We start from the raw sequence: 22,462 nt of genomic DNA, 5'->3' as shown, positions 1-22,462 counted from the left end.
GCAGAACGCAGAACGCAGAACGCAGAACGCAGAACGCAGAACGCAGAACGCAGAACGCAGAACGCAGAACGCAGAACATTTTACAGCCTGTAAAGTTACATAGGGTACTATAAAACCGTAACCACTTTTTCTCCCACGCGCTTCATTACGCCAATAGGGTTGGTATATTCACCCAGTCCCAGTTTTTGTAATACTTCCTGTACTTCTGTTAAAGATGCCGGATCAACGGCAATGAGTAATCCGCCATTGGTTTGGGGATCGGGTAAGAGGGTAAAAGCTTCCATCACATTTACACCGGCACCAAAACCTACTTTACTGCTGTAAGCATTCCAGTTACGGTAGGTGGCGTCGGGAACCATTCTTTGTGGCAGGTATTCTTTGGCAGCGGCCAGCATGGGTACCTGTTGGTAGATGAGCTCGGCACTTACCCCGCTTCCTTCCGCCATTTCTATCAGGTGACCGAGTAAGCCAAAGCCGGTTACATCTGTCATAGCATGCACTCCTTTGATCTTACCCAGTGCTTCTCCTGCTTTATTTAATGTGCCCAGCTGTTTCAGCATCAGTGGCAGGTGTTCTTCTTTGAGTACATTTCTTTTTTGTGCGGTAGATAATACACCTACACCCAGGGGTTTGGTGAGTAACAACATATCTCCCTCTTTGGCGGTGCTGTTTTGTTTCAGCTGGTCAATGGCTACCAGGCCACTGACGGCCAGTCCGAATATGGGTTCGGGGGAGTCTATACTATGACCGCCTGCCAGGGGAATACCCGCTTCTGCGCAGATCTCTCTGGCTCCTTCCAGTACCTGTTGTGCCAGTTCTGCCGGCAGTTTTTCTACCGGCCAGCCCAGAATGGCAATGGCTAACAGGGGTTTCCCCCCCATGGCATATACATCGCTGATGGCATTGGCGCCGGCAATTCTGCCAAAGGCGAAAGCATCATCTACAATGGGCGTAAAAAAATCGGTGGTGCTGATCAATGCGGTACCGTTTCCGAGATCATATACGGCTGCATCATCTTTACTGCTGTTACCCACCAGTAATTGTTTATTATCAGCAAATTGTAAACGGCTCTGGAGGATGGTATCCAGCACAGCGGGGGCAATTTTGCAACCACAACCGGCGCCATGTGAGTATTGGGTAAGTTTAACGGGATCCATTGTAATCGATAGGTTGGTAAAACGGGTGCAAAGTACAATGGAAATGGAAATAAGCGTGGGATAGGCCTGAAATGAAGAAAGCTGCAGTTGATGCAGCTCTCTTACCCCCAATTATTACTGATTAAGTAACGGCTGTAAATTGCGTTAATAAATGCTTGGGTAACCCGGTTTTTTGCCAACTGCCTGTTTTATCCCATGAAACGGGTTGGATTGTTTAGCAAAGCGGTTATTTAGAAGCCGGCCCCCAGCAGCAAAATAATTGGCATATCAGTAACAGCCGTTAACTTTAAAATGCTGTAACTGTCATAAAAACAGATTAAATGCGCCTTGTACCGGTTGTTTTACTATTGCTGTTCTTCTCCCAAACCCGGGCGCAGTTTCCGTATGTAAAAAAACTGAATTACCCCGAACAATTACCTACCCAGGTGGTGTATGATATGCTGACAGACAGCAAAGGCTATATCTGGCTGGGTACCGATAAGGGACTGTACCGGTTCAATGGCCGGACTTTTGTATCGGTTCCCTTCGATAATACTTCTTCCCGGGCCGTCAGTTACCTGCAGGAAGATGCCGATGGCACCATCTGGTGTATGAATTTTTATAACCAGTTATTCTCTTTCCACAAAGACACCCTCCGGAAGTTTGCCATAGACCAGAACGTATTAAAAGGCTCGGTTACTTTTAACAATGTAGTTGTGGGTCCCACACAGGTTTGGTTTCATTCCTTTAAAAACATCTACACGTTTAATAAGCAGAACCACCAGCTGATATCTATTACCAATGGCGCTACTAAATATGATCCTATTCTCACTTCTGTGTATTACGATAACAGGTTATATGCTTTTTCCAACCAGGGTAATCTGTTTATATCCGGCCAGCCGAACTGGACTTTCTCTGGTCAGGTTTATGGTGAGATAAAACTGATCAGTGCCGGAGACAAACTGGTGGGTCTTGGGAAAGGACTTGACAGAACAGCACCTTTTTTGATTAGCAAAGGGGTTTGTAAGACAATGCCACCCATTGATCTGCCTCCGGATATTTATATTTTTCAGGGAATTTTTCTGGATAATAAAGATTTCTGGATCTGTACCCAGAACGGTGCCTATAAATGGAATACAGAAACAGGTGAAACCAAATGTTATTTTCCGAACGAGCGGGTATCGGATGTGGTGAAGGATTACCAGGGTAATTACTGGTTCAGCACACTGGATAACGGCGTTTTTATCTGTTCCTCCCTATACAACACCTTGCTGAAGGTATACAACGATCCCCTGCAGGATAATTTTACCAAAATAGCAGCCCTGCCCAATGGAAAGATTTTAACCGGAAACAGCCAGGGGTTACTCTCGCGGGTTAACCTGGAAACCATGGAGAATTTCAGGTATACACTGGATAAAGCAAGAGAAACTGAGTTTATCAGCTATGATACCAGTGCAGGCCTGATTTTCACTAACCGCGGTGTGTTTAAACCTGATCAGCCTGCGCCGGTTGAACTCATGGATTATAGTAAGGGTGTAACCCGCGATAAGTTCGGGAATCTCGTTTTTGTTGCTTTCAATGGCGCTTATATAATTAATGATTACTATAAAAAGTTGGACAGAGTGCCCCTGCTGAACTGCGAACTCTACCAGCAGTTTATGCACGATACGGTTTATTTCGACAGCAAGGCCAAAGTCATCACTTTACGGCAGAAAAGAGGATTATCGGTACTGGCATCTATCAATAAAGACTGTTTCTGGATCGGCTATGAAGATGGCTTGTATCAATACAAATATGACGGTACGATACAATTGCTGAAAGATGAACTGGGCGAACCCGTTATTGCCAAATCACTGCAACAGCAATATGATGGTGACCTGGTAGTAGGCTCATCCACCAGAGGGGTGATGATTTTTCAAAAAGGAAAGATCCTGAAAACCTATACGGTTAAAAATGGACTCAGCAGTATGAATATCCGCAAAGTGTTGCGGGAGAACAATTATATATGGGTGCTCACCGATGCGGGACTCGACAGGATTGATGCTGCTACCGGATCTATCACCAATTACCTGGAAGAATATGGATTAACCAATACCATTGTGAACGATTTTATTGTGGAAAGAGGAAAGATTCTTTTTGCTACCACATCGGGTATCCTGATTCGTTATAACCTGCCAAGGTATTTCAACTTCCAGATCAAGTTTCCGTTGTTGAAGGCCAGCAGTAACGGACAGGAGATCCTGAACAACGCCACATTACCTGATAACAGCCGGGATATTGTGTTTTATTTTGAGGCATTACATTATCTCTCCACCAGTGCCCTCACGTACCATTACCGGTTAAAAGGGCTTGATACTATCTGGCGCACTGCTGGCAACTTTACCAACCAGCTGGTATTTAACCGGCTGTCGCCTGGTAAATATGTGTTTGAAATCAAAGCCATCGCCGGTCCCAACTACAAAAGCGAAATAAAAAGTATTGGGTTTGTAGTGCCCAAACCCTTCTGGCAACGGAACGGTTTTTTTATCCTGGTATTGGTTATTATCAGTTTACTGTTCTGGCTCTTTCTGCAGCAATGGAAAGCCAACCTGCTGAAAAGGCAAAGAATTAAAGAGCAATTACTGAAAAGTCAGCTGGTGGCACTGCGTTCGCAGATGAATCCACACTTTCTCTACAACGTATTGAATACGGTACAGGGTCTTGTATACGGTAACCGGAAAACTGAAGCGGGCGAACTGCTGGGCAATTTCAGCGACCTGATGCGTAAAACCCTGCAGGCAAGTGATAAACAGTTACTTCCTCTGAAAGATGAGATCGATAACCTGCGCCTGTACCTCGAACTGGAAAAAGCCCGCTTTGACGAGGGTTTTTACTACGAGATCAGTCTGGTGAACCTCACCGATATTTCTTCCATTTATATCCCCTCGCTGATGCTGCAGCCCTTTGCTGAAAATGCAGTAAAGCATGGGCTAATGCACAAACAGGGACCCAAGCAGGTATTGATTCAGTTTGAAAAGGAACCGGAAGGATTAAAAGTGATTATTGATGATAATGGCATCGGCCGGGTTCATTCCATGGAAATAAATAAGCGGAGTAAAAACAAGCCCTTTAGTTTTGCTACGGTAGCATTGAATGAAAGAATGAACCTGTTCAACAGTTTATACAAACAAAAAATCACCTGCCGTATCATTGATAAAGTAGATGAAAAACAGCAACCGGCGGGTACCCGGATTGAATTATTGATACCGGATTATAGCCAGGATCCGGATGCTTTATGAAAAAAACAGAACCTGTCGTAACAGAACCCCGGTCTGCAAAAAAAATGCCCCATGTCAAACAGTAAGCAAAACTATCTTCGGAATAACATGCAGAAGATCAGTGCTATAATAGTAGATGACGAGCCTAACGCAAGAATGGCTTTACGGGGTTTGCTCGAAGAGAATTTTAACCAGGTAGAGATTGTGGGCGAATGTAAAAGTGTGCCCGAAGCGGTTAAAACCATCAATAAACTGAAACCGGACCTTGTTTTTCTGGATATTGCCATGCCCGGGTACAGCGGCTTTGAATTGCTCGATTTTTTTGATGAGCAGAACCTCCATTTCAAGATCATCTTTGTAACAGCCTATAGTGAACACTCTCTGCGCGCCTTTGAAACATCGGCCGTAGATTATATTTTAAAACCCGTGCGGCTGGAGCATATAACGCGGGCCCTCAAAAAGATCAACATCGACGCACCGGTGCCAGAAAATAAACAATACCAGGTGCTGAAAGATAATTTTACCAACCAGCTCGATAAAAAAATTGTATTACAGACAGCCGAGACCATTTTTGTGGTAAAAATGGAAGACATCATTTATATGCAGGCGGAAGGTAGTTATACCAGGTTCTTTACTACTTCGCATGGGGTACTCACCATCACCAAAAAACTGATCGATTTTGAGTTTCTGGAATCGGCCGGTCCTTTTTTCAGGACACACAGAAGTTATATCGTGAACCTGAATCATATCAAAAAAGTAGATAAGAAGGAATTCATTCTGGTGATGAATAATGATGCGGAAGTATACCTGGCACAGGATAAAAAGAACCTGCTGCTGGAAAAAATCATCAAATAACCCATTCCAGTTCCCCAAAACGGAAAAGGTCCTGTAAACCGCCGCTTACCCGCAGTTCGCCCTCACCCGTTACCGCTTCAACCACTCCCTGAAACGCAATGTTGCCGGTTTTGAGTCTCACCTGCTCTCCGCGTTTGTACAGTTGCCTGTTATAAGCTGCCAGCAAACCGGCCTCGTCTCCGCTTTTCAGTTGTTGCCAACGTTGCTCAAGACAATCGCATAATTCATTGGCCAATTTTATGGGCTGAAAGGTTTTTCCGGTGATCTGTTTCAGCGAAACAGGATTTTTTAACAATTCAGCAAAAACCACCTGGTTAATGTTGATTCCGATTCCTACAACCGCCCCCTGCCATTTATTACCCCTCACCAGGTTCTCGATCAAAATACCCCCTGCCTTTCTGTCACGCCAGTAAAGATCATTCGGCCATTTAATACGGGTTTCATCCCCGGCATGTCTACTAAAAAAATCATGGCAAGCCAAAGCTGCCATTGAACTTAAAGGGAATTGGCGGGTTATAGTAAGGAAGGAACAATCAACAATCACAGACAGGGCTATGTTAAGCCCCGGTTCTCCGGTCCAGCGTTTGCCACGTTGCCCTTTACCCGCAGTTTGCTGGTGGGCAAAAACAGCGGTACCATGACCGGCCAAATTAGCCTGTAGCAGGTCCATGGCATAGATGTTGGTGCTTTCCACCACAGCTAATTCCATGAATGGCTGTCCGATGGGAGTTTTGGCTTCTGAGGGTGACAAAGAATTAGTATTTTTGACGAAGTTAGTTCAGCAAGCCATTCGGAGGCAGAGAAAAGCGGCCGGGTTTGCACGAACCAATCATTAACCACTTAAATCCGGTCGATATATTGGAACCTCTTTCTGTTTTACAAAGCCGTGAAAAAAGCAGTATCACCAGGCTTACGCGCAATTCTAAGATCTTCAAAACGATTATCAAAGCCATTCAGGATAAAAAAGGCGAAAACATCATCAGCCTCGACCTCCGGAAAATACCGGAAGCTTCTGCCGATTTTTTTATCGTATGCGAAGCCTCCAGTACCACACAGGTAAGAGCCATCTGTGATTTTATCGAGCATGAAGTGAAAGAGAAATGCGGGGAAGCGCCTTATAAACACGAAGGCCGTCAGGCATTACAGTGGGTATTGATCGATTATGTGAACGTAGTGGTTCATGTAATGCACCCCGAAGCAAGGAAGTTTTACAAGCTGGAAGAAATGTGGAGCGATGCGGCTTCACAGATCCACGACCTGTAAGAATAAAATATACCCGTTAGTTATTCGTTTACCATAGAAATTACCTTTAATACAGAGGGATCACGATATGTCACAGGAAAATAAAAATACAAGAATGGGCGGACCGGAAAAGGGAGATAGCTCCAGAAAGGGCCCTAAGTTTAATATATACTGGATCTATGCGATCATTGCAGGTATATTGCTGTTTGCCCAGTTCATGAAGTTTGCCCCCGAAACCACGCAAACCTGGGAGCAGGAGTTTAAACAGAAAATGCTGCTGCAGGGCGATGTGGAGAAACTGGAACTGATCAAAAACAAAGACCGGGTTCGGGTATATATCAAACCGGACAGCATCTTCAAAAAATTCTATACCGAAAAACTGCCCAAAGCCATTATTGCCAAGGACAAAGTAAAAGGTGTTCCCCTTTTTGAGTTTGAGGTAAATGATATCAAAAGCTTCCAGGAAAGAATGGATCAGACCTATAAGGCCAATCCGGCACTGGAAGAAGTGCCTGCCAGGGTAACCAGCGAAGGCGATTGGTTTGGTCCGGTAGCCAATACGGTAATCTCTCTCCTGCTCATCATTGCTGTATGGGTACTGCTCATGCGTAAAATGGGTGGCCAGGGTGGTGCCGGTGGTCCGGGCGGTATTTTCAGCATCGGAAAATCAAAAGCTACTTTGTTTGATAAGGGCGCTAAAGTAAACATCACATTCGCGGATGTGGCCGGCCTCGACGAAGCCAAAGTGGAAGTGATGGAGATCGTAGACTTTTTAAAGAATCCCAAAAAATATACAGCCCTCGGTGGTAAGATCCCGAAAGGCGCGTTGCTGATCGGACCTCCCGGCACGGGTAAAACCCTGCTGGCCAAAGCCATGGCGGGTGAAGCACAGGTTCCTTTCTTCAGCTTAAGCGGAAGTGATTTTGTGGAGATGTTTGTAGGGGTGGGTGCCAGCCGTGTGCGCGACCTGTTTAAACAGGCCCGCGAAAAAGCTCCCTGTATCATTTTTATTGATGAGATCGATGCCATCGGTCGTGCCCGAGGCCGTAACGCTATTATGAGCAACGATGAGCGCGAGAATACCCTGAACCAGTTACTGGTAGAGATGGATGGTTTTGGAGGAGATACGGGTATTATTATCCTGGCCGCCACCAACCGCCCGGATGTACTGGATACGGCCCTGCTGCGTCCCGGACGTTTCGACCGCCAGATCTCGATTGATAAACCGGATGTGAAAGGACGGGAAACCATTTTTAAGGTTCACCTGCTGCCCATCAAAATATCTGAAAACCTCGACCTGCATAAGCTGGCCGAACAAACCCCCGGTTTTGCCGGAGCAGATATCGCCAACGTATGTAATGAAGCGGCACTGATTGCAGCCCGGAAAGGAAAAGCATCGGTAGAAATGATCGATTTCCAGGATGCGATTGACCGTGTAATCGGCGGACTGGAGAAAAAGAACAAGATCATTGCACCCCACGAAAAATCAATCATCGCTTACCACGAAGCCGGACACGCTGTCTGCGGCTGGTTCCTGGAACATGCGTATCCACTGTTAAAAGTAACCATCGTACCAAGGGGAACCGCAGCACTGGGTTACGCACAGTATACGCCAACGGAACAATACCTGTACAATACAGACCAGCTGATGGACCAGATCTGCATGACCCTGGGTGGCCGTGCCGCAGAAGAAATTTTCTTTGGCAAGATCTCTACCGGTGCAGCGAATGACCTGCAGCAGATCACCCGCATTGCTTACAGTATGGTTACTGCCTATGGTATGAACAAGAAAGTAGGTAATGTGAGTTTTTATGATCCTTCGCAGGAGAATACTTTCACCAAACCATTCAGCGAAGAAACCGGTAAAATCATTGATCAAGAAGTAAGAGGCATTATTGATGATGCATACCAGCGCACACTGAAACTCTTAACCGACCGCAAACACGAAGTAGAAGTGCTGGCGAAGGAATTGCTTGACAAAGAAGTACTGCATAAGAGTGATGTGGAAACCCTGATCGGCAAACGTCCGTTTGAAGAAAAGAAGCTGATTGAGATCGAAGAAGAACTGGACAATAACCAACCCGTTGGTGAAAAGACCTTTGGATCGCAGGAAGGGATTGATCAAGGTGAAAACAATATTATCGGATAATGGCAAACACTGCTAGAGAAAATATTCTGAGCAAAATCAAACAGGCACTGGGCAAACCAGTGCCTGTTCCTTTTCCAGCCGCCGTTGCAGGCGAGTCCGTTTTTCTGCCGCAGAAACAGGAACTGGAAATAGAGTTTGCCGAAAACTTCAGTAAACTGGAGGGCCGTTTTTCTTTTTGCGCCGATGAAAAGGAACTGGTAAGTCAGCTGCATACACTGCTGGATGGCCGCAAATGGACAAAAATCTACTCGCGCGAACCCCAGCTCAAAGAAATGCTGGCTAACGCAGGCTGGGATCTACCTTATACAGACGATCTGCCTGGCTGCGATGTTTCCATCACTGGCTGTGAAGCACTGATTGCCCGTACGGGTAGTATAGTAATGAGCAGTGCACAGGCCAGTGGCCGCACCGTAAGTGTATATGCACCGGTACATATTTGTATTGCCTACACCAAACAACTGGTATACGATATCAGCGATGGTTTACAGCAGCTGCGCGAAGGCTATGGCCAGCAGTTCCCTTCACTGGTAACACTTGCAACCGGGCCCAGCAGAACGGCAGATATTGAAAAAACATTGGTAGTAGGTGTGCATGGTCCCAAAGAAGTATTTTGTTTTTTAATAGACAGTTAATTTATTTCCATGGAAGGGTATAACGGTCAGTTATTTGTGTATGGTTCTCTTCGCAGCGGATTTCATCATCCTGCCTATGCGTATATCAGCCGTTATTTTACGCTGCTGGCCGATGCCAAAGTGAAAGGAGCCCTGTTTGATATGGGCGATTATCCGGCTGCTATTCCTGTAGAAACAGATACCTATATTATTGGTGAACTCTACCATATCAAAAATCCGGATGAGTTTTCCTGGGCGATGGCACAGCTGGATGATTATGAAGGACTGCATACAGAAAACAACGAACCGCCTTTGTACAGAAGAGAATTGACCACCGTATATGTGGGTGACCAGCAAACCCAGGCCTGGGTATACTGGTTTAATGGCGATGTATCCGGTAAACTGCTGGTGGAGAGCGGAGATGTGTTAGAATACCTGCACAACAAGTCTAAAAGCGGAACGGCATGACGGTAACACCCGATAAAAAAATCTATTTCCTTTCCGATTTTCATTTGGGCGCTCCCGATGCGGCAGGCAGTCTGATACGAGAGAAAAAAGTAGTGGCCTTCCTCGAGAGCATCCGCCATCATGCATCTGCCATTTTTATTGTGGGTGATATTTTTGATTTCTGGTATGAATACAAAAAAGTAGTCCCGAAAGGATATACCCGTTTATTGGGTAAACTGGCCGAGATCACCGATAGCGGTGTACCTGTTCATGTGTTTGTAGGCAACCACGATATGTGGATGAGTGGTTATTTTGAACAGGAACTGAATATTCCTGTGTACCACCATCCCAAAGTGTTTGAATGGAACGGCAAACAGTTTTTGATTGGTCATGGCGATGGTTTGGGTCCTGGCGATCATGGCTACAAATTCATCAAAAAAGTATTCCGCAATCCTTTTTGCCAGTGGTTATTCGGGCAACTGCATCCCAGCTGGGGTATCGGGCTGGCTAATTATTTCAGCCGCAAAAGCCGTGAGAAAACCGGTAGTTCCGACGAACATTTCCTGGGCGAAGAAAATGAATGGCTGGTAGTGTATTGCAAAGAAGTACTGCAGCAACAGCAGTACGATTATTTTATTTTTGGTCACCGCCATTTGCCCTTACAGATTGCTTTGCCCCATAACAGCCGTTACATCAACCTCGGCGACTGGATCCGCCACTTTACCTATGCCAGTTTTGATGGCACCGACGTGCAACTGCACAAATGGGAAGCCTGATACCGATCAGGAAAAGTAATCCTATAAAAAGTATTGATTCGGATATGCTCCTCCCTTCGACATTCGAAATTCCTTGTCCGATATTCGTTATTCCCTCTCCCTCTATTATATCCCGATCCATTGTACCTTGCAGGTATGGAAAAATTCTTGCAACAGAAGGTGCTGGATAATACGATCGAAAGCTATCTCTATGTACTGGGAACTATCTTATTGATCCTGCTGATCAAGCGGCTGATCTCGAAATATCTTGCCAAGCTTCTGTACAAACTGGTTGCCAAGGCAGCCAAAAATATAGCCCGCCAGTCTTTTTTAGACCTGGTGGTACAACCACTGGATGTTTTTCTGGTACTGATCATTTCTATTATTGTGCTGGATAAACTTACTTTTCCTGCGGCACTCAATTTTACCATTTACCATGTAACATTCCGTCAGTTGATTGATTCGATTACTGCGGGCACGCTTGTCATTGTATTTATCTGGCTCTGCCTGCGGGTGATTGAGTTTATTGCCATGATCCTGGAAGAAAAAGCCAATCTCACCAAAGACCAGACCGATAACCAGCTGATCGTTTTTTTCAAAGATTTTTTCAAAGTGATCATGGTCATCATCGGCATCCTGCTGATTCTGCGCTTTTCATTCAACAAGAATATCGGCAACCTGCTTACGGGGTTGAGTATTGTGGGTGCTGCCATTGCGCTGGCTACCAGAGAAAGTATGGAGAACCTGATTGCCTCGTTTATCATTTTCTTTGACAAACCTTTTATTACAGGTGATCTGGTGAAAGTGAATAACTTCACAGGCACCATTGAAAAGATCGGTCTGCGAAGCACGCGCATCCGCACCACAGATAAAACCTATATCTCGGTGCCGAATAAACAAATGGTGGATACGATCGTAGATAATATTACCCTTCGTACCCAGCGGAAAGGAGAGTTGCGGTTAGAGATCAGCTTATCGGCTACTGCAGAACAACTAACCACTCTTATTCCCGCTATCAAAGCTTCGTTACAGAAACCGGGCATTGAGAACACGGTGGTGTACCTGATGGACACCGGTAAAAATGCCCATATCATTGCCATCGATTATTTTACCTCGATGGAACAATCGATCGAAGAATTTAATACACTGCGTGAATCGGTTAATCTAAGCCTTATTGCTTTACTTGAAAAATCGGGTATAGAACTGGCAGCCGCCAATACAGATGTGGTTGTAAGATCGAAGTAAGAAACTTTTTTGGAAAAAATCAGGATTGCAGATTGGTCTTCATTTCCAGCAGAAAAGATTTGAAACGGGTCAGCGATTCCATTAACCGGATCTGGGTATCAGCTTCTTTTTTATTGTTCTTGAGGTAATTCTTGGCACCATCAATCGAAAACTTGCGTTGGCGTAACAGGAAGTAGATCAGCTGCAGGTTTTTGATGTCTTCCACCCGGAACAGGCGGTCGCCCTTGCGTGTTTTGCGCGGCTGAAGAATATCAAATTCATTTTCCCAGTAGCGTAGTAAGGATGTGTTTACTTTGAACCAGCCGGCCACTTCGCTGATGCTGTAGTATAATTTCTGGCGTAGTACTTCTTCTTCCGGAACATCGATCAGGTCGGCTTCCGTATCCATCTCTTTAAACGATTTACGTCCCCGCTTACCTGCTATCTTGGAAACAGTCAATTTTCTGGGAGTGATTGGCTCTTCTTCAGGCTCTGCCAACACCTGTGTTGGCTGCACTACCACGGGTTCTGGGGCAATCGTAATAGCCACAGGTTCAGCAATTGGTGCAACCGCTTCTTCTGCAGGAGCCGGCACCACTTTCACGATCTTCTCTTTTTTCTTGGGTGCTGTTACGGGTTCGATAGGGAAACCAAACAGATCCAATTGCTGCAGGGTATTTTGCATACCATAAAAATACAACAACCGCGCCACCCCTCACCGCCGCTTTCATGTTAGTGGAAAAGATGTTAAGTAACTCCTCCAAAGCTGCTGAGAAATAATTAGTTAGCTTTTTATATCCAACTCCAAAACCAATTCGTACACATATAACAATACTGTACTTTTACGGCAAAGAAGCGGATATGCATACGATCAAGACCATTTGTGTTTGCGGTGCCGGTACCATGGGCAGTGGCATTGCGCAGGTAACGGCCCTGGCGGGATTTACCACCATCCAGTTTGACCTGAACAGCGACATGCTGCAGAAAAGCAGAACCGCCATCGAAAAAAACCTGTTGTGGATGGTGGATAAGGGAAAGATCACAGCGGAAGCGAGCACAGAAACCCTGAGCAGGTTGGTTTTTACCGATCAGCTCACAGACTGTGTGGCCGACCTGGTCATTGAAGCCATCATTGAAAAAACAGCGGCCAAGACCCAATTATTTAACCAGCTGGCAGCCATCAATACAGCAGATACCATTTTTGCAACCAATACCTCTTCTATCGCCGTAACAACCCTTGCGACAGAGGTAAAACATCCCGAGCGGGTAGCTGGCATGCATTTTTTTAACCCGGCGCCGGTAATGAAACTGGTAGAAGTGATCCGCGCCGAACAAACCCGGCCCGAAGTAATTATTACCCTTACCCAATTAGCTACCCAACTGGGTAAAACAGCGGTGGTTTGTAAAGATGCACCTGGTTTTATCGTAAACAGGGTTGCCCGGCATTATTACCTCGAAGCTATGAAACTGGTAGCAGAGGGGTTGACCACCATTGAAACGGTAGATGGGGTAATGGAAGCCACCGGTTTTAAAATGGGACCTTTCAAACTCATGGACCTGATTGGCATGGATATCAATTACGGCGTTAGCCAGATTGTTTGGGAAGCGCTGGGCAAACCTGAGCGACTTACTCCATCACCATTACAGCAACAAAAAGTAGCAGCTGGCGAGCTGGGTAGAAAAACAGGGAAAGGATTTTATACGTATGAGAAACAATAGCCAATCAGCCCGGTACTGGTATCCTTGCTGTTAAGGTCCGCAGTTTTCATTAGTTCCAGATCCCATTCATCTCTGTCAGTATCATCGGATTCGCGTCGGTAACAACGATGGTATGTTCGTGTTGTGCCATAAAGCCGCCTTTATTTCCTACCATCGTCCAGCCGTCAGACAGGGTCTCGGCATAGGTTGATGTGGTTGTAATAAAGGTTTCAATAGCAACAACCGAATGCTTCTTAAACCTTGTCAGATTATGCCGGTCTTTGTAATTGGCTATTTCGCCGGGTTCCTCGTGCAGACTTCTGCCTATGCCATGTCCGGTAAGATTTTTGATTACTTTATAACCACTTTTTTTAGCTTCTGTTTCTATCAGGTGCCCGATATCCGAAATACGCACTCCGCCTTTTATCTGGTGGATGGCTTTGTGCAGAATCTGTTTTGATGTGTCTATCAGTTGCTGGTGTTGGTGAATGTCTTCACCAAGTACAAATGAGTTCCCATTATCCGACCAGAATCCGTTCAGTTCGGCTGAAACATCTATGTTGATCAGATCGCCTTCTTTCAGTATCCGTTTGTCAGACGGGATACCGTGGCAGAATTCGTTATTGACACTGATACAGGTAAAACCCGGAAAACCATAGGTCAGGTAAGGGGCCGATTTGGCACCAAAATCTGCCAGAATTTTTGCGCCATAATTGTCTAATTGTTTGGTTGTGATACCGGGCTGCGCATAATCACACATTTCTTTCAATGTGCAGGCAACGGCTTCACTGGCTTTTTGCATTCCGATCAGTTCTGCTTCTTTTGTGATTGACATATTCTTTTTTGTGTATGATGGTTTATTGTATATAGTGTTGTTAGGGCATGACTCGAATTGTTAACAATCTTTACAGCCTGGCATACCCGAGCGTTTCAATAGCTTCTCTGCTTTTAGTTAAATATGTGCTTCCATCCGATAACACGTACAGGTTGTCACAAATGTCAATGATATCTTTATACATGTGATCAGTAATAAGTAAACCCTTATGTTTTCTTTCTTCCAGCAGCAGTTCTTTTGCTTTATCTATCTGTATGGGATTTAAATGCGTAAATGGTTCATCCAACATCGCAAATTGAGACCTGCTTTTTAGAATAACATACAATTCCACTAATCTATATTCTCCTCCTGAAAGACTCCCCAAAACCATTTTATATTTTGAAACAAACTCTGGAAACATTTTTCCGAATGCTGAATAATCTAATTCAAAATCCTTGAAAACTCTTTTCAGGGAAAGAGGTTTTGGAATAAAATTGAATTGAGGAAGATAACGTAATAAGTCGGGGTTCTTATAGGCTTCAAAATAGGCCACCTGATCAAAACGAACAGATTTTTCGCACGCCAGACTGCCATAAATTATTTTCATCAGACAAGTCTTTCCTTGTCCGTTTCTACCTAACAAGCCGGTAATTTTTCCGGTCTCACACTTCAAATAAATACTGGATAATATTTTTCTCCCATCAAATACTAATTGAATACTATCTGCTTCCAGGGTATGATTCATCTGAATTGATATGTCTGTAGCATGAGAAATAAGAACAGGGCAAAGTCAAAACAAAGTGTAGCCGTCCAAAGTATAGTTTTTGAAATACCTAAATTCAAATAATAATAATACTCTTTGCTTTTATAGCTATTGATGAAATGATAAGTCAGACCCAGCGTAGCTATTTTAAACCAGAAAAGCACCGGGAAAATGCTGGTTCCATTTTTCCAAAAGAGGCTCAGACAAGAAACGGTAACAACGAATGAAAACAATCGGAAACTCTTGTAAAATGTTCCAATAAGCCGTATGGTTCTGAGTGATCGCATTCTAATGAGTACTGTTTCTTAAAACTACGCATTTCCCAGCGGATCTTTCTTCACCCTCACTCCCAAACACTCTCTATCCTTGTATATCCCTTCACAATAAAGTTATGCCGCTTTTTACCGTAGCTCGCAAATTCACCTTTTTTAGTGTAGATGGCAATGGCGCCTGCACCACCCGAAAAACTGGACAGCAAGGCCGGCGGACGATACACTTTGATCATCGCAATCTCAGTGGGTGAAATCAGCGTATGCGATGTGGAGTCCATACGGAACTCATCAATATAAATTTCACAGATCTCTCTCCGCCATTTGGCAATTTCCTGTCCGGCTTCATTGGTTTCTATCGTTAGTCCCGGCACTTTGCTTTCGAGATAGCGTAATACACTGATAGAGCGGCCGATCTGGTCAGACTCTATTCCATCAAACACCAGCGCATCATCGCGCTGAAACAATCCTCTGGAATATTGTTCATTGTACTGCTGCACTTTTGATTTGAATTTGGCCGTAACCGTTACTGTGGGCAATAAACCCGGATCAAGTAATTCTTCCGATGCAAACACATACCGGCTGGTATCTGTTTTTTTAGACAGCAGCATTTTCGGATCGCCTACGGTAATAAAATCTGTCTGGTACAATACCGGTGTAAAGGCAGAATCGAGCGGTGTCTCAATTTTGATGGAGAGATAATTGTTGCGTACTTTTTTAGGTGGCGAAAAAATAAAAAAAGCAGAGTCAGCAAACAATGTGCTCTTTAACCGGAAATTACCATCAGGTGCCACACTGGCATTATCAAAATAACTCGCTGATTTGTTTTTAGGGATCATGATGTAGTTGATGCTGGTATCGTTTTTACCATTATCAAGGATCTGTCCCATCACTTTAAAAAAACCACGCTGTACGAGAAAGTTCACGGCATAACGTCCGTCAGGAATTTTATCGCTGATGATCAGCGAAGCAGCTACTTCTCCATTGATCATGGGGTAACGGAAGCGCCAGCGTTTGGTCTTTTCTACATCCTCAATCCAGACATTCAGGGTGGCATTCAGTAAACGCAGTGCTGCAAAATCGGGAACCTTGCAACTAAACTCAAGGGTATCGCCCTTTACAAATGTTTTAGTAGTAAAATTAATCTGTAAAGAATCTGATGCATGGGCCGTGGCTGCCAATAGTATCGAACAGAGGATGAATAGTTTTCTCATAAGAGTTACAATGTTCGTTAAAAACCGTCATATTTTATTTTCACTCATGTATTTTAACAGTTTTGCGTATAGGTCGCCTACTTTTGCAGGATATGCGCATCGCCGTTAACGCTATATTTTTACAAGCCAACCAGCTCGAAGGGTATGGTCATTATGCCCATGAAGTATTCAGCCGTTTGGTGAAACAACATCGGGAACATGAATTCATTTTCCTGTTCGACCGTGCTTTTGATCAAAAGTTTGTTGTTGCTGAAAATATTACGCCGCTGGTGGTATCGCCCAAAGCGCGTCACCCGCTGGCATTCAAATACTGGTACGATGTAGCGGCTCCCCTGGCCCTGCGCAATAAAAAAGCAGATGTATGGGTACAACCCTTTGGTTTTGCGAGCCTTACTGCTAAGATCCCGCAGCTATTATTGGTGCATGATCTTGCTTTTAAGCACTATCCGCAGTTTATTCCCTGGTATCATCGCAGGTATTACCAGCGTTATACGCCCAGGTTTCTGGAGAAAGCCAAAACAGTAGTAACCGTGTCTGACTATACCCGTCAGGATATTATCGACACGTACCAACTGTCTGCCGAAAAGATCCATGTGGTAAAAGGAGCAGCCCGTCAAAGTTTTGGCCCCATCTCCTGGCAGGAAAAAGAACAGGTAAAAGACGGTTATGCCGATGGCCGGGAATATTTTTTGTTTACCGGCGGTATTCATCCCCGTAAAAACCTGCTGAACCTGCTGAAGGCATTTTCCCTTTTCAAAAAATGGCAACACAGCAATATGAAACTGCTGGTGGCCGGACGACTGGCCTGGCAGTATGATGATGTGCTTACCAAACTGAAAACCTACAAATACCGCAACGATGTGGTTTTGCTGGATTATGTGCCCGAAGACCAACTGGCCAAATTGACCGCAGCGGCCTATGCTATGGTGTATCCATCTTATTTTGAAGGGTTTGGACTTCCCATTATCGAGGCCATGCAGAGTGAAGTGCCTGTGATTACCAGTGATACCAGCAGCATGCCCGAAACCGGTGGCGATGCGGCCCTGTATGCAGACCCGTCTGATCCCGATGCCATTGCCAAACAGATGCTGAACCTGTACCGCGATGAATCTTTGCGGGCCCGTTTAATAACAGCAGGTAAAGAACAGGCCGCCCGGTTTAGCTGGGATAGAGCCGCAGCGCAATTATGGGAAGTCATTTTGGACACAGCGGGTAAATGATCCGGCCCGGCTTCCACAACCGATGTTTCGCTTACTTTTGCTATGCTGAATAACGAAAAAGAACCTACCATGCATAAATCAACTATTTCGATAGAAATTGAGTTAGACGAGAACAAAGTACCCCAGCAGATCCAATGGAACGCCAGCGATAGTACGGCTGATATGATGCAGTCTGCCAAATCCATGATGGTGGCTTTCTGGGACGGGGCCGATAAAAGTGCCCTGCGCATTGACCTCTGGACCAAAGAGATGATGGTGGATGAAATGGCCGATTTTTATTACCAGACACTGATGGGCATGGCCGATACTTATCTGCGTGCCACGCAAAACAAAGAACTGGTAGATGACATGAAGACTTTTGCCAAAGAATTTTACAAAAAATTCCGCGACAGCCAGTTAAAAGAAAACCAATAAAATACTTGTTATGAGTTTAGAAGAAAAAGTAATGGCACAGATGAAAGATGCCATGAAAGCCAAAGACGAAGCCCTGCTTCGCGGACTGAGAGCGATTAAAGCAGAGATCATTAAAGCCAAAACTGATCCCGGTGCCAATGGTCAGATCAGTGAAGATGGAGAGATGAAACTGTTGCAGAAGCTGGTAAAATCGCGCAAAGACTCATTGGAGATCTATACCCAACAGAACCGCCCCGACCTCGCTGTGAAAGAGTCTGATGAAATTGCAGTGATCGAAAAATTTCTGCCACAGCAGTTGAGTGAGGCAGAGCTGAAAGAAGCGGTTACCAAAATCATTACAGAAGTAGGCGCTGCCGGTCTGCAGGATCTTGGTAAAGTGATGGGAGTAGCTTCTAAACAACTGGCTGGTAAGGCAGATGGGAAAGCGGTAGCAGCAATGGTTAAAGAATTGTTGACTAAATAGCGGTGAGCTATGAGCTTTGAGCCACGAGCTAAAGCCAACTTCGTTTACATAAGATATTACAACAAAACAAGCTCGTCGCTCGCGGCTCAAAGCTCGCAGCCCAGAGCTCAAGCCTTCATCCCATGGTAATAGACATCATCTTCCTGATCCTGCTCATACTCGCTATTGTAAAAGGCTATCGCAATGGTTTTGTAGTAGCTGTTTTTTCATTGCTCGGTATTCTGGTAGGATTGGCGGCAGCCATGAAATTTTCTACACTGGTTGCGGCCTGGCTGCAGGATAGCACCAGTATTTCGGCGCACTGGCTTCCCTTTCTCTCGTTTGTATTGGTGATGGTGGCAGTGATATTGTTGGTGAGGCTGGGCGCTCTGTTTATCCAGTCGGCTATGGAGCTGGTTTTGCTGGGTTGGCTTAATAAGCTCAGCGGCATTGTTTTATATGCTGTTTTGTATATCACTTTGTACAGTGTGGTTATTTTTTATGCGGATAAAATGCATTGGCTGAAGCCGGAAACAGTAGCCGGTTCTGTAACATATAGTTTCGTGCAACCCTGGGGACCCAAAGCCATCAGCTTTTTTGGGATGGCGATTCCCTTTTTCAAAGGGATGTTTGAAGAACTCTCCCGTTTTTTTGCAAGCCTGCCTACAGAGGTTAAATAATTGTTACCCGGCAGGCCTTTGCCCATCCTGTTTTTGCCGTAAAATCAGTAATTTAGCAAAGGTTGCGAGCAGATTGCCTGCCTGAGGCTTTTCATTTAAGTTGTATTTGCGTGATTTTCCTTTTATTTGTAAGAATCCCAATTACGGCTGTATAAGAAACTGACTAATGAATTACGAGATCAAACAACAGGATAAGTTTAAGTTTATTGAAGTAGGAGAAGGCGAGCCATTGATTCTATTGCACGGCTTATTTGGCGCGTTAAGTAATTTCAAGGACCTGGTAGAGCATTTCAGAGGCACCCATAAAGTGATCGTTCCCCTATTGCCTTTGTTTGACCTGGATATCTTTCATACATCGGTGGGCGGACTGGAAAAACATGTGCAGAAATTCATTGAGCTGAGGGATTATCATAATATCCACCTGCTCGGTAATTCGCTGGGTGGCCATGTGGCGCTGGTGCATATCCTGAAACACCCGGAAAGGATCAAATCACTGATACTGACGGGAAGCAGTGGTTTGTTTGAGAATGGGATGGGCGACAGTTATCCCAAACGTGGCGATTACGAGTATATCAAAAAGAAAACACAACTTACGTTCTACGATCCTGAAACAGCCACCAAAGAACTGGTGGATGAAGTGTTCGAGATCACCAATAACCGTATCAAGGTGATCAAGATCATTGCACTGGCCAAAAGCGCTATCCGCAATAACCTGGGAGAAGAACTGAACCAGATCAAACAACCCACCTGCCTGATCTGGGGTAATAACGATACCATCACTCCGCCTTTTGTTGGACGTGAATTCAACCGCCTGATCCCGAACAGTGAACTGCATTTTGTAGACAAGTGTGGCCATGCACCCATGATGGAAGTGCCCGACGAGTTTAACAGAATACTGGAAGGTTTTTTAACAAAGCAGAAGTCTTAACCCAACCGGGCACAGGCTTTCCGCGTATATGCAGAAAAGAACACATGCTGGCATCACAACTGATTAATTCCGGTTTCCCCGCTATCAACCTGTTTGATAAGGTTTCGCTTGCTCTGCAGTTGATGGACGAATATGATATACAGCACCTGCCCGTGTTGAGCGAAGAAAAATTTGCCGGTATCATCAGTAAAGATGATCTGCTGGATGCAGATGAAACCAGGCTGGTGGCAGCGGTAGAATCTTCCCTGCAAAAGATCTCTGTAAAAGGGGAAGAATATTTTTTGTCGGCCCTCCGCCTCATCGCCGAAAATGAACTGACGTTGCTACCGGTGGTGAATGAACAGGCAGAACTGGCGGGGGTGATCTCTTCCAAAGACTTACTGCGAAGACTGTCTTCTTTTGTGGGTAATGAAGACAAAGGCGGCATTATTGTGCTCGAAACAGACAAACGTAACTTCTCATTCGGGGAGGTGAACCGGCTGGTAGAAACCAACGATGCTTATATCACACAGCTTAACACCTATACTGAACCTGATACCGGCCTGGTAGTAATTACCCTGAAAGTAAACAAGATCGAGATCTCTGATATTGTGGCCACTTTCCAGCGATATGATTTTGTGGTTCGTTATTATTTCGGCGAAGAAACCTACGCCAATGAGCTGAAAGAAAATTATAATCACCTGCTATCATACCTGAATATGTAGCGGAACGGGTAAGTGTAGATCTCCTCACATCCATTCGGTTCCACAGTTTATATTCCACATTCCTCCCCCATATTCCCCAATCCCCCTATTTTTACCGCTAATTATCAATCGTTTTCCGGAGATGAGGTTACCGCGTGTTATTGTTTTACTGGCTGTGCTGTTGGGTAACCTGGTTGCTGCCGAAGCCCAGGAAGAGGTTTCTTCGGATACAGGAAATGTTATTCGCCAGGATACCCTGCCCCATAAAGACCATCCCGTGATGGTGGGCAATATCATTGTTACCGGTAATAAACGTACCAAGATCTTCATTGTACTGCGCGAACTGCCTTTTGTAAAAGGCAGCCGCTTTACCGAAGGAGGACTGGAAGAGCAGCTGGTACTTGCCAAACAGCAGCTCATGAACACCAGCCTGTTTGTGGATGTAAATGTGTATGTAGCCTCACGCAAAGGCAATGTACTGGATATCCGGGCCGATCTGAAAGAGCGCTGGTACTTTTTTCCCATGCCGTATTTCCGTCTCATAGACCGCAACTTTAACCAGTGGTGGGTAGAACAGAAACGAAGCCTCGAAAGGGTTAATTACGGTATCAAGTTTACGCAGAACAATATCAGTGGCCGAAACGATAACCTCGATATCTGGCTGATCAATGGGTATACCCAACAGCTCACGCTGCGTTATAACCTGCCTTTTTTTGACCGCAAACTGAAACAGGGTTTTAATGTGGGCATTATTTCGGCTACACAGAAAGAAATCAATTATGGAACAGGTAATAACAAACAGCTGTTCTACAAACAGGATGCGATTGCCAAAAAAGCATTCCGGTTGGATCTTACCTATTCTTTCCGCCCGGATGTAAAACAACGCCACTATTTCAGGGTATCGTATAATAATGAAAGTGTAGCAGATACGGTTCTCAAGATCAACCCCAACTATTTCCCTGATGGCAGAACGCAGATCCGGTTTGTTGATTTTAATTACCAGTATAAATATTACAACGTAGATTATATCCCTTACCCCACCCGTGGTTTTTTGCTGGAGGGTAATTTGTATAGGCGTGGACTGGATAATACCATTGGTTTCTGGCAACTGGGTGCCCGGGCCGTGTATACCCTGCCGTTTACCAAAACCGCTTTCCTGCACCTGGAAGGATTGGGAATTGCCAAAGCACCCTTCCGCAATTATTTTGTGAATGAGCGTTTATTCGGGTATGGATTTTACCAGATGCGCGGACTGGAATACAATGTGGTAGATGGTATGCTGGGTGCTGCCCTGAAAACCACGGTGCACAAAGAAATACTCTCTTTCATCCTGCACAATCCCTTCCCCAGCAAAACGCATGATAAGATCCCCTTCCGGATTTTCCTGAAAGCCTATGGCGATCTGGGTTATGCGTACAAGCCCAATCCCAATATCACCAATACACTCAATAATAAGCTGCTCCGTACCTGGGGTTTTGGCATGGATATCGTTTCTATCTATGATTTTGTATTCAAAATCGAATACAGCTTTAACCAACTGGGCAAGGATGGCTTATATTTACAGACGAGAAATGATTTTTAAATCGATTTGAAAACCCATTTATCTGAAGATGTCGTCAGTACATTTTCAAATTTTCAGATTTTCAAATTTTCAAATTCCT

The 22,462-nt window shown here is 44.9% G+C and carries 22 protein-coding genes; 16 read left to right on the top strand and 6 right to left on the bottom strand.

All coding sequences use genetic code 11. The annotated features are described in order from the left end of the window. Nucleotides 1-107: 107 nt before the first annotated feature. Entirely contained in the window at nucleotides 108-1,157 is a 1,050-nt protein-coding gene (gene selD / locus AC1RNB_RS05110) for a selenide, water dikinase SelD (protein WP_493081278.1), read from the bottom strand. Nucleotides 1,158-1,477: 320 nt separating this feature from the next. Here selD and AC1RNB_RS05105 point away from each other — a divergent pair, with 320 nt between their 5' ends. Both AC1RNB_RS05105 and AC1RNB_RS05100 read left to right on the top strand, forming a co-directional pair. After that, nucleotides 1,478-4,414: a sensor histidine kinase gene (locus AC1RNB_RS05105; protein ID WP_493081276.1), complete on the top strand. Its 2,937-nt coding sequence runs from the start codon at nucleotides 1,478-1,480 to the stop codon at nucleotides 4,412-4,414. 51 nt (nucleotides 4,415-4,465) lie between these two features. Next, on the top strand, nucleotides 4,466-5,248 hold the full coding sequence (locus AC1RNB_RS05100; protein WP_493081274.1) for a LytR/AlgR family response regulator transcription factor: 783 nt from the start codon (nucleotides 4,466-4,468) through the stop codon (nucleotides 5,246-5,248). On the opposite strand, the gene AC1RNB_RS05095 is transcribed toward AC1RNB_RS05100, so the two are convergent. Continuing rightward, a complete protein-coding gene (locus tag AC1RNB_RS05095; RefSeq protein ID WP_493081273.1) occupies nucleotides 5,241-5,999 on the bottom strand; it encodes a biotin--[acetyl-CoA-carboxylase] ligase in 759 nt (252 codons plus the stop codon). The genes AC1RNB_RS05100 and AC1RNB_RS05095 overlap by 8 nt on opposite strands. Nucleotides 6,000-6,064: 65 nt before the next feature. Here AC1RNB_RS05095 and rsfS point away from each other — a divergent pair, with 65 nt between their 5' ends. The 6 genes from rsfS (at nucleotide 6,065) to AC1RNB_RS05065 (ending at nucleotide 11,697) form a co-directional block, all read left to right on the top strand. Next, nucleotides 6,065-6,511 (top strand): ribosome silencing factor, encoded by a 447-nt coding sequence (rsfS, locus tag AC1RNB_RS05090; RefSeq protein WP_493081271.1) that lies wholly within the window; start codon nucleotides 6,065-6,067, stop codon nucleotides 6,509-6,511. Nucleotides 6,512-6,578: 67 nt separating this feature from the next. Beyond that, the gene (gene ftsH / locus AC1RNB_RS05085) at nucleotides 6,579-8,639 is read left to right on the top strand and encodes an ATP-dependent zinc metalloprotease FtsH (RefSeq protein ID WP_493081270.1); all 2,061 of its coding nucleotides are present in this window, start codon (nucleotides 6,579-6,581) and stop codon (nucleotides 8,637-8,639) included. Further along, nucleotides 8,639-9,271: a LutC/YkgG family protein gene (locus AC1RNB_RS05080; protein WP_493081269.1), complete on the top strand. Its 633-nt coding sequence runs from the start codon at nucleotides 8,639-8,641 to the stop codon at nucleotides 9,269-9,271. The genes ftsH and AC1RNB_RS05080 overlap by 1 nt, the downstream gene beginning before the upstream one ends. Before the next feature lie 9 nt (nucleotides 9,272-9,280). Further along, on the top strand, nucleotides 9,281-9,718 hold the full coding sequence (locus tag AC1RNB_RS05075; RefSeq protein ID WP_493081268.1) for a gamma-glutamylcyclotransferase family protein: 438 nt from the start codon (nucleotides 9,281-9,283) through the stop codon (nucleotides 9,716-9,718). Continuing rightward, nucleotides 9,715-10,473, top strand: a complete 759-nt coding sequence (locus AC1RNB_RS05070; RefSeq protein WP_493081266.1) for a UDP-2,3-diacylglucosamine diphosphatase — start codon at nucleotides 9,715-9,717, stop codon at nucleotides 10,471-10,473. The genes AC1RNB_RS05075 and AC1RNB_RS05070 overlap by 4 nt, the downstream gene beginning before the upstream one ends. Nucleotides 10,474-10,608: 135 nt before the next feature. Next, the gene (locus tag AC1RNB_RS05065) at nucleotides 10,609-11,697 is read left to right on the top strand and encodes a mechanosensitive ion channel family protein (protein WP_493081265.1); all 1,089 of its coding nucleotides are present in this window, start codon (nucleotides 10,609-10,611) and stop codon (nucleotides 11,695-11,697) included. A gap of 19 nt (nucleotides 11,698-11,716) precedes the next feature. Here the strand turns inward: AC1RNB_RS05065 and AC1RNB_RS05060 are convergent, their stop codons facing one another. Further along, on the bottom strand, nucleotides 11,717-12,361 hold the full coding sequence (locus AC1RNB_RS05060; protein ID WP_493081264.1) for a MerR family transcriptional regulator: 645 nt from the start codon (nucleotides 12,359-12,361) through the stop codon (nucleotides 11,717-11,719). A 176-nt stretch (nucleotides 12,362-12,537) separates the two neighbouring features. On the opposite strand from AC1RNB_RS05060, the gene AC1RNB_RS05055 reads away from it, so the two are divergent. Beyond that, nucleotides 12,538-13,395: a 3-hydroxyacyl-CoA dehydrogenase family protein gene (locus tag AC1RNB_RS05055; protein ID WP_493081262.1), complete on the top strand. Its 858-nt coding sequence runs from the start codon at nucleotides 12,538-12,540 to the stop codon at nucleotides 13,393-13,395. 49 nt (nucleotides 13,396-13,444) lie between these two features. On the opposite strand, the gene map is transcribed toward AC1RNB_RS05055, so the two are convergent. The 3 genes from map to AC1RNB_RS05040 form a co-directional block, all read right to left on the bottom strand. After that, a complete protein-coding gene (gene map / locus AC1RNB_RS05050; RefSeq protein ID WP_493081261.1) occupies nucleotides 13,445-14,209 on the bottom strand; it encodes a type I methionyl aminopeptidase in 765 nt (254 codons plus the stop codon). Between the two features lie 70 nt (nucleotides 14,210-14,279). Further along, nucleotides 14,280-14,933 carry an ATP-binding cassette domain-containing protein gene (locus tag AC1RNB_RS05045; RefSeq protein ID WP_493081259.1) on the bottom strand — a complete coding sequence of 218 codons (654 nt, stop codon included), beginning with the start codon at nucleotides 14,931-14,933 and terminating at the stop codon, nucleotides 14,280-14,282. 361 nt (nucleotides 14,934-15,294) lie between these two features. Beyond that, a complete protein-coding gene (locus tag AC1RNB_RS05040) occupies nucleotides 15,295-16,434 on the bottom strand; it encodes a hypothetical protein (RefSeq protein ID WP_493081257.1) in 1,140 nt (379 codons plus the stop codon). Between the two features lie 92 nt (nucleotides 16,435-16,526). Here AC1RNB_RS05040 and AC1RNB_RS05035 point away from each other — a divergent pair, with 92 nt between their 5' ends. From AC1RNB_RS05035 to AC1RNB_RS05005, 7 genes are all read left to right on the top strand, one after another. Beyond that, a complete protein-coding gene (locus AC1RNB_RS05035; protein WP_493081255.1) occupies nucleotides 16,527-17,654 on the top strand; it encodes a glycosyltransferase family 4 protein in 1,128 nt (375 codons plus the stop codon). A gap of 42 nt (nucleotides 17,655-17,696) precedes the next feature. After that, entirely contained in the window at nucleotides 17,697-18,068 is a 372-nt protein-coding gene (gene gldC, locus AC1RNB_RS05030) for a gliding motility protein GldC (RefSeq protein ID WP_493081253.1), read from the top strand. A gap of 10 nt (nucleotides 18,069-18,078) precedes the next feature. Beyond that, nucleotides 18,079-18,531: a GatB/YqeY domain-containing protein gene (locus AC1RNB_RS05025; RefSeq protein WP_493081252.1), complete on the top strand. Its 453-nt coding sequence runs from the start codon at nucleotides 18,079-18,081 to the stop codon at nucleotides 18,529-18,531. Between the two features lie 122 nt (nucleotides 18,532-18,653). Then, nucleotides 18,654-19,190: a CvpA family protein gene (locus AC1RNB_RS05020; RefSeq protein WP_493081250.1), complete on the top strand. Its 537-nt coding sequence runs from the start codon at nucleotides 18,654-18,656 to the stop codon at nucleotides 19,188-19,190. Nucleotides 19,191-19,356: 166 nt separating this feature from the next. Then, complete coding sequence (locus AC1RNB_RS05015) at nucleotides 19,357-20,118, top strand: alpha/beta fold hydrolase (protein ID WP_493081248.1); 762 nt, start codon at nucleotides 19,357-19,359, stop codon at nucleotides 20,116-20,118. Between the two features lie 44 nt (nucleotides 20,119-20,162). Next, the gene (locus tag AC1RNB_RS05010; protein WP_493081246.1) at nucleotides 20,163-20,822 is read left to right on the top strand and encodes a CBS domain-containing protein; all 660 of its coding nucleotides are present in this window, start codon (nucleotides 20,163-20,165) and stop codon (nucleotides 20,820-20,822) included. 121 nt (nucleotides 20,823-20,943) lie between these two features. After that, nucleotides 20,944-22,383 carry a BamA/TamA family outer membrane protein gene (locus AC1RNB_RS05005; RefSeq protein ID WP_493081244.1) on the top strand — a complete coding sequence of 480 codons (1,440 nt, stop codon included), beginning with the start codon at nucleotides 20,944-20,946 and terminating at the stop codon, nucleotides 22,381-22,383. The last annotated feature ends 79 nt before the right edge of the window (nucleotides 22,384-22,462 follow it).

It is taken from the genome of Sediminibacterium sp. GW821-FHT12F12 (assembly GCF_058806635.1).
The sequence above is the reverse complement of the archived record's forward strand: the minus strand, read 5'-3'. Positions and strand labels throughout refer to the sequence as shown.

Bases quoted from the DNA above. Each gene is read 5' to 3' on its own strand.
- AC1RNB_RS05075 (WP_493081268.1), top strand. From the start codon at position 9,281: ATGGAAGGGTATAACGGTCAGTTATTTGTGTATGGTTCTCTTCGCAGC.
- AC1RNB_RS05005 (WP_493081244.1), top strand. From the start codon at position 20,944: ATGAGGTTACCGCGTGTTATTGTTTTACTGGCTGTGCTGTTGGGTAAC.
- AC1RNB_RS05105 (WP_493081276.1), top strand. From the start codon at position 1,478: ATGCGCCTTGTACCGGTTGTTTTACTATTGCTGTTCTTCTCCCAAACC.
- AC1RNB_RS05025 (WP_493081252.1), top strand. From the start codon at position 18,079: ATGAGTTTAGAAGAAAAAGTAATGGCACAGATGAAAGATGCCATGAAA.
- AC1RNB_RS05015 (WP_493081248.1), top strand. From the start codon at position 19,357: ATGAATTACGAGATCAAACAACAGGATAAGTTTAAGTTTATTGAAGTA.
- AC1RNB_RS05035 (WP_493081255.1), top strand. From the start codon at position 16,527: ATGCGCATCGCCGTTAACGCTATATTTTTACAAGCCAACCAGCTCGAA.
- AC1RNB_RS05080 (WP_493081269.1), top strand. From the start codon at position 8,639: ATGGCAAACACTGCTAGAGAAAATATTCTGAGCAAAATCAAACAGGCA.
- AC1RNB_RS05020 (WP_493081250.1), top strand. From the start codon at position 18,654: ATGGTAATAGACATCATCTTCCTGATCCTGCTCATACTCGCTATTGTA.
- AC1RNB_RS05070 (WP_493081266.1), top strand. From the start codon at position 9,715: ATGACGGTAACACCCGATAAAAAAATCTATTTCCTTTCCGATTTTCAT.
- selD (WP_493081278.1), bottom strand. From the start codon at position 1,157: ATGGATCCCGTTAAACTTACCCAATACTCACATGGCGCCGGTTGTGGT.
- map (WP_493081261.1), bottom strand. From the start codon at position 14,209: ATGTCAATCACAAAAGAAGCAGAACTGATCGGAATGCAAAAAGCCAGT.
- gldC (WP_493081253.1), top strand. From the start codon at position 17,697: ATGCTGAATAACGAAAAAGAACCTACCATGCATAAATCAACTATTTCG.
- AC1RNB_RS05065 (WP_493081265.1), top strand. From the start codon at position 10,609: ATGGAAAAATTCTTGCAACAGAAGGTGCTGGATAATACGATCGAAAGC.
- ftsH (WP_493081270.1), top strand. From the start codon at position 6,579: ATGTCACAGGAAAATAAAAATACAAGAATGGGCGGACCGGAAAAGGGA.
- AC1RNB_RS05010 (WP_493081246.1), top strand. From the start codon at position 20,163: ATGCTGGCATCACAACTGATTAATTCCGGTTTCCCCGCTATCAACCTG.
- AC1RNB_RS05040 (WP_493081257.1), bottom strand. From the start codon at position 16,434: ATGAGAAAACTATTCATCCTCTGTTCGATACTATTGGCAGCCACGGCC.
- AC1RNB_RS05045 (WP_493081259.1), bottom strand. From the start codon at position 14,933: ATGAATCATACCCTGGAAGCAGATAGTATTCAATTAGTATTTGATGGG.
- AC1RNB_RS05060 (WP_493081264.1), bottom strand. From the start codon at position 12,361: ATGCAAAATACCCTGCAGCAATTGGATCTGTTTGGTTTCCCTATCGAA.
- AC1RNB_RS05055 (WP_493081262.1), top strand. From the start codon at position 12,538: ATGCATACGATCAAGACCATTTGTGTTTGCGGTGCCGGTACCATGGGC.
- AC1RNB_RS05100 (WP_493081274.1), top strand. From the start codon at position 4,466: ATGTCAAACAGTAAGCAAAACTATCTTCGGAATAACATGCAGAAGATC.